A 10,870-nucleotide genomic window follows, 5' to 3' on the forward strand; every position below is an offset into this window, starting at 1 on the left:
ACTGCCCGACGAGCCTCCCCCGAACGAAGGCCGAACGAAGGGCATGGACTCCGCCAGCAACGCGGCCTCGGCTGTGGCGGCCGAGCGCGCGGCGGCTTCAGCGGCCTCGACGCCCGTTCGAGCCGAAGGCTCCGACGCTTCTGCCGTTTCGACGGGCGCGTGAGCCGAGCGCTCCGACGCTTGTGCGATGCGTTTCGTCAGCCAGGCGTACCACCGGTGACCCCAATGAGAACGGCGAGCAGCAGGACGTCGACGATGTCAGCCGTCGTCTAACGATCCGTCGGCGGCCATGTCATCGGCGGGGATCGGGGCAGCCCAGCTGGGGACGCCGGCGGGCGCTACTGGGTTGCCGTTGCGGCGGGCGCGGGCGGACAGGGTTGGGTCGGCGTACCACGGCCGCAGGGAGACGCGCAGCGGTGCCATGGATCCGTAGATAACCACGGCTTGCCCGTTGGGCAGGGTGCGCATGGCATGGTCGGGGGCGAGGCGGCGGTGTTCGACGCCTTGGGTGGTGGATCGCTGCCCCTGGGCGTCCCAGGTCGTGGAGGCCCGGGCGACGTCGGCCTCCCCCACGAGCCGGGAGGCGTGTTCGAGGGTGGCGGGGTCTTTGATGCCGGGCAGCAGCATGGTGGCGCGGTGGTTGTTGAGGATGGTGTGCGCGCGGTCGCCGTAGCGGGCGCGCATCTGGGTGAGGTCCTGCCAGACGGTGACGAGCTGGATGCCTTGGCCGGCGCCGGTGGAGGCGACCGCGTCGAGGTCGTCGAGGGGGGCGATGTTGGCGGCCTCGTCGAACATGCCGGCAGGTCGCCGTAGCACAGCCGGCGAGTTACAAAGCGACTTGGCGGCTGGCCCGGCGCAGGTCGTCGACGTCGGTGGCGATCGACCGTGCCGCGTCCTCGGTGGGGCGCAGCAGCGCGTCGGCCACCTGCGGCAGCGTCGGCTGCGGTGACGTGGCCGTGGCGGCGCGTACCGCGAGCTCGCACGCCGAGCTCTCCTCGGGGTCAGGGTGCGGTGCAGCGACGCGCCCACCAGCGAAGCCAGGAGCCGCACCCGGCGGCGCACCACCACGTCGGGGTCGTCGCCGGGACGGGCGGCCGCGTCCAGCCTGTTCGGCGTACGGCCGACGGATCTCGAGGCGGGCTTTCGACGCGGCGGTCGCCCCCCGACGGCACGCCTTCAACTCGGCGTGGGCGCCGTCACCGTCGGGCACGGTCACGGTGATGTAGCCGACCATGCGGTAGTGGCTGTACCCGTCAGCCAGCTCGCAACGCGAACGCCGAGCCCGGTCAGGGGTGGCGACGCCGCCACAGGATGTAGCCGCCGAGTGTCAGGGCCAGCGCCACCGCGACCACCGCGGTCCACGGCCGACGCACGGCCGTGGCGATGCGGTCGTCGGTGTCCGCCTGCCCGACCACGCGCGCGTCCTCAGGCCGCGCGCGGGCCAATTCGTCACTCCACGCCTGTGTCGGCGAGCAGCGGTCATCCATCAATCCCGTGTCTCCGCGGCGGGGAGCCACCAGGTAGCGCTGGCCGATCTCCCACGTGCGGTCCACCGAGGTTGCCGTGCCGGGATGACCGGGGCCGCCGTGGACGATCGGACGATCGAGATCGGGGCCGCGCCAGATCTCCTCCACCCGGAACCACGCGGCTCGACGCTCATCGGCGACGTCGGTGACGGTTCCGACGAAGACGATCTCGAACTCGGCCAGTCGTTCGGTCAGAGGCCGGTCGTCGCGGACGCAGCTGACCGCAGCCGCTGCAGCTGGGATCAGCATCGCGGCGAGCATGGCCGCGACGACGACGTGACCGCGTGACGACTTCATCCCCCGTTGGACGCGCCCCCACCCTCGTCGGTTGCGACCACGCGGAACACGGCTGCCATGTCGGCGTCGCCGTGGCGGGCCGCCACGGCCCGTGCGAACTGACCGGCCACCACCCGGGCGACCGGGAGGTCCAGGCCGTGCTCATCGCCCGCTTCGACCACCAGCCGGGCGTCCTTCCACGCGAGCCCGAGCGGGAAGCTCGCGGGGAAGTCGCGCTCCAGCATGGCGCGGCCCTTGAGCCCGGCGTACGTGGCGTCCACGGGTCCGCCCTCGATCGCGTCGAAGAACCCCTGCGGGTCCACACCGAGCTGTTCGGCCAGCGCGAGTGACTCCGCCAGGGCCTCGACCAGGCCGAGCAGCCAGGCGTTGGTCACCAGCTTCACGCGGCTGGCCGCCCCGGCCTCCCCCAGCCACAAGGTCCGAGAGCCCACCGCGTCGAACACCGGCTCGCAGCGCTCGCGCAGGTCCTCGGGGCCGGAGGCCAGGACCACCACCTCGCCGCGCTCGGCCGGTTCCTTGGTCCCCAGCACCGGCGCGTCGACGAACCCGACCGCGTGCTCGGCGGCGAGGTCGGCCAGGTGGTCGATCGCCAGGCCCACCGTGCTCATCTGCACCCAGACCGCGTCGTCGGCCATGGCGCCGAGGGCCTCGGTCATTACCTCCTCGACTGCTTCCGCGTCGGCGAGCACGGTCAGGACCAGCTCCGCCCCGTCCACAGCATCAGCCGGGTCATCGGCGACGGTCGCGCCGTCGTCTCCGACCGCCTCGGCCTTCTCACGGGTGCGGTTCCACACCGTCACGTCGTGGTCGGCGGCGAGCAGCTGGCGGGCCATCGCCGACCCCATGATCCCGGTGCCGAGCACGGTCACGCGCGTTGCCATGTTGCTCCCTTGGGTCGGCGCCCCCATCTTGTCGCACGCCCGGGCACGGCATCACCGACCATGGTCGGCGGGCGATCGCCAGCCGGGACCCCGGATGGTGAGCGGTAAGGTCGGTGCGGTGGACACCACCGCGCGGCTCGGCATCTACGGTGTTTGGGCCAGCCATCTCGGCCTGTTCCCCATCCGCGAAGCCCGCACCGCCGCCGCGGCGATCGAGGGCCACGGGTACGGCGCGCTGTGGGTGGGCGAGGCCGAGGGCAAGGAGGCGCTGACCCACGCGGGCGTCCTGCTCGCCGCGACCACCGACGTGGTGGTTGCCACCGGGATCGCCAACATCTGGGCGCGCGACGCCATGGCGATGGCGAACGGGGCCCGGACCCTCGCCGAGGCGTACGCGGGCCGCTTCCTGCTCGGGGTCGGGGCGAGCCACCCGCCACTGCTCGACACCCGCGGCCAGAGCTACGAACGGCCGCTGACGACCATGCGGCGCTACCTCGACGCCATGGACCAGGCCCCGTGGCGCGGCCCGGAGCTTGCTGAGGAGCCGCCGCGGATGCTGGCCGCGCTCGGCCCGCGCATGCTGGAGCTGGCAGCAGAGCGCAGCGCCGGGGCGCACACCTTCCTGGTCCCCATCGAGCACACGCGTCGCGCCCGGGACACCCTCGGTGGCGACAGGCTGTTGGCGCCCGAGCAGGCGGTCGTCCTGGCCGACACCCGCGACGAGGCCCGCCGGGTCGCCGCCCGACACCTGCGCCGCTACCTGCGGCTGGACAACTACCGGCGCAACCTGGTGCGGCTGGGCTGGGACCAGTCGGACCTCGACGAGCCACTCCCCGACGTCCGGTTCGACGCGCTGATCGCCTGGGGAGATCCCCAGGCCGTGGCCGCCCGGCTCCGCGCCCACGTCGATGCGGGCGCCGACCACGTCGCCGTTCACCCGCTCACCCCCGCAGTCGAGGTCTCCCCGGTGCCGCTCCTGGCAGAGCTCGCCGGCGCCCTGGATCTCGCGCCGCGCTGACTACGGGGCCCGCCGGGACGAGGGGGTCTGGTCCTCGCGTCCCGTCCCGCCCGGCTCCTCCGTCCGGCTGAGCGTGGCCAGCGCGGTGGCGGCCTCCTCCTGGAGCCTCGGTAGGTCACCAGGGGGGAACCAGTTCAGGTCGACGACCTCCGGGCTGCCGGTGTGGGCCTCGGTCGGCGTCCCAGGACGTGGCCGGCAGCGGAACACGATGTCGATCCGCCGCTTGGCGGCCTCCACGACCACTGCTGGCTCGCCGAGCGTCTCGATGTCGAGGCTGGTCTCCTCCTTGGCCTCGCGCCTGGCCGCCTCGATCGCCGTCTCACCGCGTTTCAGGAGCCCACCGGGCAGCCCCCAACCGTCGCGGTAGGACAGACGCAGCAGCAGGATCGCCCCGTCGGACCGTTCGATCACGCAGACCGACCCGACCGTGAACGACGGTGCGAGCCGGCGGACGACGAAGCGTCGCCCACGGACGGGCAGCCAGCTGAAGGCACGCAGCAGTGCGTGGTGCACCGCACCGATCATCCCCGCAACTCCGCCGGGATCACGGTGAGTTCCCGGAGCTGGCCGTCGCGGACGACCTGGAGCCTGATCTGACGGCCGATCCGCTCGCCACCCAGCAGACGCTGCAGATCGCCCAGTTCGGTGACCGGTTCACCGTCGACGCCGACGACGATGTCCTCCACGGTCATGCCGGCGTCGTCGGCGGGGCTGCCGGCCATGACCTCGACGACCTCCACGCCGGCGCCCCGCCCGACCGCGTCACGCACCCGGGGCGGAAGCGGACGGGAGCCCCCGGCGATGCCCAGGTACGCCCGTCGGTACCGGCCCTCGGACACCAGCGCCGAGACGATGCTCAAGGTGGCGTCGTTGATGGGGACCGCGAGCCCCAGCCCGACGCCCGCCACCGCCGTGTTGATGCCCACCACACGGCCGCGGGCGTCGGCCAGCGCCCCGCCGCTGTTGCCGGGGTTGAGCGCAGCGTCGGTCTGGATGACGTTCTCGACCAGCCGGGTGACCGCACCCTCGCGGGTCGGCAGCGAACGGCCCAGGGCGCTGACCACCCCGGCGGTGACCGAGCCGGCGAAGCCGAGCGGGTTCCCGATGGCCACTACCAGTTGACCGACGCGGAGCCGCCCAGCATCACCCAGGCGTGCCGCGGTCAGGCCCTCGCCGTCCACGCGGAGCGCCGCCAGGTCGCTCAGCGGATCACGACCGACCACGTGGAAGGTGGACTGGCGTCCATCGGTGAACGTGGCCGTGCCTGCGTTGATCCTGCCGACCACGTGGGCGGAGGTGACCAGCACCCCATGGGGATCGAACACGACGGCCGAGCCGGACCCGCGACGCCCCTGCAACCGGACGCTCGCGACCGCAGGGGCCAGCGTCTCGGCGACCGAGGTCACCAACTGCGAGTAGGCGTCCAGCGCGTCGTCGGAGCCGCCGGTCAGGTCGGTGCGGTGCTCATCCACGCATGCTCCTTCCTGATACGGGCTTGGCGCGGGCGCGGCCGGCGGCCTCCCGCCTGGCCACCAGGGCGACCGTCACCATCGGGCGCTTCGATCGGCGGCCTACCGTGGCGACAGTCGGAAGGCCACACATGCAACCAGACCCACGCGACCTCAACGGACCGACGTTCCAGCACGGGGTGGCCAGTGGCGACCCCGAGGCGGACCGGGTGGTGCTGTGGACCCGGATCAGCACCCCCGACGACCCGGTCGACGTGCGATGGCGGATCGCCCGCGACGAGGACCTGTCGGACGTGGTCGCCAGCGGGGTGACGACCACCGGATCCGACCGCGACCGGACCGTGAAGATCGACGTCCCCGGCCTGTCCCCGGCGACCACCTACTTCTACGCGTTCGAAGCCGCCGGGGAACGCTCACCGGTCGGGCGCACCCGCACCGCACCGGTCGGGGCGACCGACGCGGTCAAGCTCGCGTTCACGTCGTGCGCGAAGTACAACGACGGGTTCTTCAACGCCTACGGACGCATCGCCGACCGCGACGATCTCGCGCTGGTCGTGCACATGGGCGACTACATCTACGAGTACGGGACCGAGGATCGTTCACCGGGCGCTGCGATCGGCAGGGCCCACGTGCCCGACCACGACTGCGTCAGCCACGATGACTACCGGACGCGGTACGCGCTGCACCGCCTGGACCCGGACTGCCAACGGATGCACCAGCGTCACCCCACGGTCCACGTCTTCGACGACCACGAGTTCGCTGACGACCGCTGGCGCGAGGGAGCCAGCAAGCACGATCCCCAGCTGCACGGGCGGTTCGACGTGCGGGCCGACGCGGCGCTGCGGGCGTGGTACGAGTGGCTGCCGGTCCGCATGCCCGACCGTGATCACCCGGCACGCATCTACCGCCGGCTCCCGCTGGGCGACGTCGCCGACCTGCTCATGATCGACTGCCGATCCTGGCGCGACGAGCAGGTCGGCCCGCCCACGATGTACGACGACGTCCGAGATTTGCTCGGCGCCGAGCAACGACGCTGGCTGTGCGAGCGCCTGGCGGGATCGACGGCGCGGTGGAAGCTCGTCGGGAACCCGATCATGGTCGGGCAGTGCTACACGCACCTCCTCCCCGACTGGCTCGGCCCGCCGCTCGCGGAGCTCGGGATCCTCACCGAGGAACGTCACGGCGCGAACCCCGACCAGTGGGACGGCTACCCCGGCGACCGTGGCCGGGTGTTCGCGGCCATCCGCCGCGACCAGATCCGCAACGTCGTGTTCCTATCGGGCGACGTGCACACCTGTTGGGCGCTGCACCTGCTGGAGGACCCCACCCAACACATCGAACCGGTGGCGGTGGAGTTCGTGACGCCGAGTGTCACCAGCCAGAACCTCAACGAGAAGCTCGGCGAGGGCCGCGACCGCGAGGCCGGAGGTGTGGAGGCCACGGTGATGCGCGACAACCCCCACGTGCGCTGGTGCGAGTTCGACGCGCACGGGTACGTGGTGCTGGATGTGACGCCCGCCCGGATCCGGGGCGAGTGGTGGGCGGTGGACACCGTGCTGGAACGCAGCGACGGCGAGGCGCTGCTCAGCTCCTGGGAGGTCCGCGACGGCACCAGCCGACTGCACCACATCGGGGGCGCGGACGGCCACCGCAGCGCGGGCGAGGATCGCTAGACGTGGACCCCCGCCGCCGCGCGCGTCTATCGAAGCTGCTGGCCCTCCTGTTGCGCCACGACCCGCAGCGCGCCGGGTTGCGCCTGGAGCCCGGTGGTTGGGTGTCGGTGGAGCACCTGATCGCTGCCCTGGGCCGGCTGGGCAGGAACGTGACGAAGGCGGAGCTCGAGGAGGTCGTGCGCGTCGCCGACGGCGCAGGGGGGCGGGGCGGCAAGGACCGCTTCGAGTTGTCGGCTGACGGCACCCACGTGAGAGCCCGGTACGGCCACAGCCTCGCGGTCGACATGGGCTACGAACCGGCCGAACCGCCACCGGTGCTCTACCACGGCACGGCCACAACGGCCCTCGATGTGATCCTGACCGACGGGATCAGGTCGATGGGGCGCCAGCTGGTGCACCTGTCGGAGGACGTGCCCAGCGCCGCCCAGGTCGGTGCCCGCCACGGCCGGCCGGTGGTGGTCGCGGTCGACGCCGCGGCTCTGGCACGCGACGGTGGCGTGTTCCACCGCCTTCCCGGCGGGGTTTGGCTCACCGCCGAGGTGCCGCCCCACCGCATCGAGGGGGTGGTCACCCCGTGACCCGCTCGACGGATCAGGCGAACGCGCGGTCGTCGGCTGTCAGCAGCTGCCGGCCGAAGAGCTTGTCCGACAGGCTGATGTGGTCGGCGTACTTGCAGATGCCGCCCATGAAGAACGGCCATCCGGCACCCAGCAGCAAGCCGGTGTCGATGTCGCGCCCGTCAGCGACGACCTGCTCGTCGAGCATGATCTTGGCTTCGTCGGTGGTCGCCTCGAGCGCCCGCTGACGGATCTCCTCCGCGCTGAGCGGTTCGAGGTCCTCGTCGACCTGCACGGCGGCCGCGACCTCGTCGTAGGCGACGCGACCCCTCGACCAGTCGTAGATCCCATCCACGTCCAGCTCGGCGAAGCGCCGGAAGTTCTCGTCGCGTGGGAAGCGGTCCGGGAACGCCGCCTGCAGCGTTTCGGCGGTGTGGTAGGCGACCTTCAGGCCGACGAACCCCAGCAGCTCGAACGGCCCCATCGGCAGGCCCAGCTGCTTGATCGCGTCATCGATGTCGGTGAAGGGGTTGCCGTGGCGCAGCGCCTGCATGCAGGCCCCGTTGAAGCGCATCAGCAGTCGGTTGACGATGAAGGCGGGGGTGTCCTTGCACTGCACGCCCGACTTGCGGAGCTGCTTGGACAGCTCGAAGGCGGTGGCCATCGCACGGTCGCTGGCGGCTTCTGTCCGGACGATCTCCAGGAACGGCATCACCCGGACCGGGTTGAAGAAGTGCAGGCCCACCACCCGCTCGGGATGATCCAGGTGCGCTGCCATCTCGCTGATCGACAGCGACGAGGTGTTGGACGCCAGGATCGCGTCGTCGTCGACCACCTCCTCGAGATCGGCGAAGATGCGCTGCTTGACATCCATCCGCTCGACGACGGCCTCCAACACGACGTCGGCACCCGCGACCGGCTCGTAGCTGGTGGTGTAGGTCACCAGCGTCTTGAGGAACCTCTCCTTGCCCCGACGCAGCCGGCCGCGCTCCGCGGCCTGATCCAGGTCGGCCTCGATCGTCTGGCGGGCCTGTTCGAGGACGGCCTCGTCGATGTCCTTCATCACGATCGGGACCTCGAGCCGCTGCAGGAAGTAGGACCCGAGCTGGGCACCCATCAGGCCCGACCCGACGATCGCGGCTCTGCGCACGGGGCGCGGGTCGGCGTCCGGACGCCACGGCTGCTTCCTGATGCGCTGCTGGGTCAGCTGGAACGCGTACACCGCCGCCTGTGCCTGCCGCGCCGGGAGCAGCTCGGTGATGGCCTCCTCCTCCAGGCGGTAACCCTCGTCGAAGTCCCCGCCGCGGGCGGCGAACTCGATCAGGTCGATGGCCAGCCCGGGGGCCCGGGTCGCGCCGTGCACCCGCTCATCGACGTACTGACGCGTCTGCTGCAACGCCTCGTCCAGCCCCTCGGTCGACGGGATCCGCTCGGCCAGTCGCCGCTCGCCGGTCACCAGCTCCTCGAGGGTCCTCAGCGACCGTTCGTGGAAGTCGACCGACGGCAGGACGTCGTCGACCAGGCCCAGTTGGGCGGCCTGAGCGGCGTTCAACGTGCGGTTGTTGTCCAGGGCGTTGCGGACGATCACCTGCAGGGCGTTGGCGGGTCCGGCGATGCGCGGCGTCAGCTGCGTGCCGCCCCACGCCGGGAGGATCGACAGGAACACCTCCGGGAACCCGATCGGGCCGGCGGCGTGCGACAGCGTGCGGTAGTCGCAGTGCAGGGCGATCTCCAACCCACCACCCAGGCACACGCCGTTGATCGCCGCCAACGTCGGGTAGGGCAGATCCATCAGCCGGCGGAACAGCGCGTGACCAGTCGATCCGGCCTCACGTGCGAACTCCTCGTCGGCACCCTGGAACGCGGTGATGTCCGCCCCGGCTGCGAAGATGAACGGCTTGCCGGTCAGCATCAGGCCCTTGACGTCCGACTGCGACTCCATCTCATCCAGGGCGTCGCGCAGCGACTCCAGCGCCCTCAGCCCGAACGTGTTGGGCTTGGTGTGGTCGGCACCGTTGTCCATGGTGACCAGCGCCAGACGCCCGGCCTCCCGCGAGTCGTAGTAGCGGACCTTGAAGCGGGTGTAGACCTCGTTCGCCATATCGGGGTTCCTTCCGCGGTCTGGCCGGGTCGGCGTGCGTCCGACCGGGCTGGCTTGTCTGTCGTTCCTACAGCCGCTCCCACAAGATCGAGCAGCCCATGCCAAGCCCGACACACAGCGTCGTCACGCCGTAACGGGCGTCGGGGTTCTTCTCGAAGAACGTGGCCAGCTCGGCGGTCAGCCGCGCCCCGGACATCGCCAGTGGGTGGCCCATCGCGATCGCGCCGCCGTAGGGGTTGACCTTCGGGGTGTCCAGTGGGAGGCCGTAGTGGTCGAGGAACGCCACGCACTGCACCGCGAACGCCTCGTTCATGAACACCACGTCGACGTCGTCCAGCGTGAGGTCGTTGCGGGCCAGGAGCCGATCGGTCGCGGGGACGGGGCCGTACCCCATGGTCTCCGGCTCGACGCCGACGAACACGTAGTCGACGAAGCGCATCCGGGGTGCCAGCCCCTTGCCCTCGGCGTACTCGGCGCTGGTGAGCAGGACACAGCCGGCCCCATCGTTGAGGCCGGCGGCGTTCCCGGCCGTGACCCGTCCACCGACCCGGAACGGGGACGACAGCGTGGTGAGGTCGTTCACGGTGGTGCCGGGGCGGGGATGTTCGTCGTCGGACACGACCCGCACACCGTCCTTCGACCACACCACCATGCGCGCCACGTGGGTGTCGAAGATCCCCTCGGCCTGAGCTTTGGCGGTGCGCTCCTGTGACTGCACCGCGTACTGGTCGGCGCGTTCGCGGGTGATCTCCGGGAGCTCGTCGTGCAGGTTCTCGGCGGTGTTACCCATCACCAACGCCGTCGGGTCCACCAGCTTCTCGGCGATGAACCGCGGGTTGGGATCCATGTGGGCCCCCATCGGGTGGCGGCCCATGTGTTCGACCCCACCGGCCAGGACCACGTCCTGCGCTCCGACCCTGATCGCGTTCGCCGCGTTGCAGATCGCGGTCAGCGCCCCCGCACACATCCGGTCGATGGCGTACCCGGGGACGGTCAGTGGGAGGCCGGCCAGCACGGCAACGGCCCGCCCCATGGTCAGTCCCTGGTCGCCGACCTGCGCGGTCGCGGCCAACGCCACGTCGTCGATGTCGCCGGGATCCACGGCCGGGTTGCGTTCCAGCAGCGCCCGCACCGTGCGCACCGCCATGTCGTCCGCCCGCGTGTCGGCGTAGTAACCGTCGGGCTTGGCGCGGCCGATCGGGAGGCGGACTCCGTCGACGTAGACGGCGTCGCGGAGCGGGCCGGAACGGTCGGTCATGGGGTCTCCTTCGTGCGCGGCGGTGGTCGGGACGCAATGGAACAAGGTCGGGCCCGGGCGACGCCAATCGGGCATCGCCTCGGCGCCGCC

Annotated in this window: 11 protein-coding genes; 3 read left to right on the forward strand and 8 right to left on the reverse strand. The window is 71.4% G+C overall.

The window, feature by feature from the left end; translation table 11 throughout:
• Positions 1-258: 258 nt before the first annotated feature.
• The 4 genes from M3N57_02170 to M3N57_02185 are packed head-to-tail and all read right to left on the reverse strand — an operon-like array spanning position 259 to position 2,704.
• A complete protein-coding gene (locus tag M3N57_02170; protein ID MDP9021505.1) occupies positions 259-795 on the reverse strand; it encodes a TraG/TraD/VirD4 family protein in 537 nt (178 codons plus the stop codon).
• A 31-nt stretch (positions 796-826) separates the two neighbouring features.
• Positions 827-1,234: a hypothetical protein gene (locus M3N57_02175; GenBank protein MDP9021506.1), complete on the reverse strand. Its 408-nt coding sequence runs from the start codon at positions 1,232-1,234 to the stop codon at positions 827-829.
• Positions 1,235-1,286: 52 nt separating this feature from the next.
• Positions 1,287-1,823 (reverse strand): hypothetical protein, encoded by a 537-nt coding sequence (locus M3N57_02180; GenBank protein ID MDP9021507.1) that lies wholly within the window; start codon positions 1,821-1,823, stop codon positions 1,287-1,289.
• Positions 1,820-2,704 (reverse strand): NAD(P)-dependent oxidoreductase, encoded by an 885-nt coding sequence (locus M3N57_02185; GenBank protein MDP9021508.1) that lies wholly within the window; start codon positions 2,702-2,704, stop codon positions 1,820-1,822. The genes M3N57_02180 and M3N57_02185 overlap by 4 nt, the downstream gene beginning before the upstream one ends.
• A 94-nt stretch (positions 2,705-2,798) precedes the next feature.
• Here M3N57_02185 and M3N57_02190 point away from each other — a divergent pair, with 94 nt between their 5' ends.
• Positions 2,799-3,722, forward strand: a complete 924-nt coding sequence (locus tag M3N57_02190) for a TIGR03620 family F420-dependent LLM class oxidoreductase (GenBank protein MDP9021509.1) — start codon at positions 2,799-2,801, stop codon at positions 3,720-3,722.
• Here M3N57_02190 and M3N57_02195 read toward each other — a convergent pair whose 3' ends face one another.
• The gene (locus tag M3N57_02195) at positions 3,723-4,247 is read right to left on the reverse strand and encodes an NUDIX hydrolase (protein MDP9021510.1); all 525 of its coding nucleotides are present in this window, start codon (positions 4,245-4,247) and stop codon (positions 3,723-3,725) included. It lies immediately after the preceding gene.
• Entirely contained in the window at positions 4,244-5,194 is a 951-nt protein-coding gene (locus M3N57_02200; protein ID MDP9021511.1) for a trypsin-like peptidase domain-containing protein, read from the reverse strand. Before M3N57_02200 ends, M3N57_02195 begins: the two co-directional genes overlap by 4 nt.
• 128 nt (positions 5,195-5,322) lie before the next feature.
• On the opposite strand from M3N57_02200, the gene M3N57_02205 reads away from it, so the two are divergent.
• Positions 5,323-6,864, forward strand: coding sequence for an alkaline phosphatase D family protein (locus M3N57_02205; GenBank protein ID MDP9021512.1), 1,542 nt, complete (start codon positions 5,323-5,325; stop codon positions 6,862-6,864).
• A 2-nt stretch (positions 6,865-6,866) separates the two neighbouring features.
• Complete coding sequence (locus M3N57_02210) at positions 6,867-7,442, forward strand: RNA 2'-phosphotransferase (GenBank protein ID MDP9021513.1); 576 nt, start codon at positions 6,867-6,869, stop codon at positions 7,440-7,442.
• A 13-nt stretch (positions 7,443-7,455) separates the two neighbouring features.
• Here M3N57_02210 and M3N57_02215 read toward each other — a convergent pair whose 3' ends face one another.
• Both M3N57_02215 and M3N57_02220 read right to left on the reverse strand, forming a co-directional pair.
• Complete coding sequence (locus M3N57_02215) at positions 7,456-9,522, reverse strand: 3-hydroxyacyl-CoA dehydrogenase NAD-binding domain-containing protein (GenBank protein MDP9021514.1); 2,067 nt, start codon at positions 9,520-9,522, stop codon at positions 7,456-7,458.
• A 67-nt stretch (positions 9,523-9,589) separates the two neighbouring features.
• Positions 9,590-10,780, reverse strand: a complete 1,191-nt coding sequence (locus tag M3N57_02220) for a thiolase family protein (GenBank protein MDP9021515.1) — start codon at positions 10,778-10,780, stop codon at positions 9,590-9,592.
• Positions 10,781-10,870: the final 90 nt, after the last annotated feature.

Source organism: Actinomycetota bacterium (genome assembly GCA_030776725.1).
In the GTDB taxonomy this organism is placed as follows: Bacteria; Actinomycetota; Nitriliruptoria; order Nitriliruptorales; family JAHWKO01; genus JAHWKW01.

Coding starts and splice junctions, on each gene's coding strand:
- M3N57_02170 (MDP9021505.1), bottom strand. CDS start 795: ATGTTCGACGAGGCCGCCAACATCGCCCCCCTCGACGACCTCGACGCG.
- M3N57_02175 (MDP9021506.1), bottom strand. CDS start 1,234: ATGGTCGGCTACATCACCGTGACCGTGCCCGACGGTGACGGCGCCCAC.
- M3N57_02180 (MDP9021507.1), bottom strand. CDS start 1,823: ATGAAGTCGTCACGCGGTCACGTCGTCGTCGCGGCCATGCTCGCCGCG.
- M3N57_02185 (MDP9021508.1), bottom strand. CDS start 2,704: ATGGCAACGCGCGTGACCGTGCTCGGCACCGGGATCATGGGGTCGGCG.
- M3N57_02190 (MDP9021509.1), top strand. CDS start 2,799: ATGGTGAGCGGTAAGGTCGGTGCGGTGGACACCACCGCGCGGCTCGGC.
- M3N57_02195 (MDP9021510.1), bottom strand. CDS start 4,247: ATGATCGGTGCGGTGCACCACGCACTGCTGCGTGCCTTCAGCTGGCTG.
- M3N57_02205 (MDP9021512.1), top strand. CDS start 5,323: ATGCAACCAGACCCACGCGACCTCAACGGACCGACGTTCCAGCACGGG.
- M3N57_02215 (MDP9021514.1), bottom strand. CDS start 9,522: ATGGCGAACGAGGTCTACACCCGCTTCAAGGTCCGCTACTACGACTCG.
- M3N57_02220 (MDP9021515.1), bottom strand. CDS start 10,780: ATGACCGACCGTTCCGGCCCGCTCCGCGACGCCGTCTACGTCGACGGA.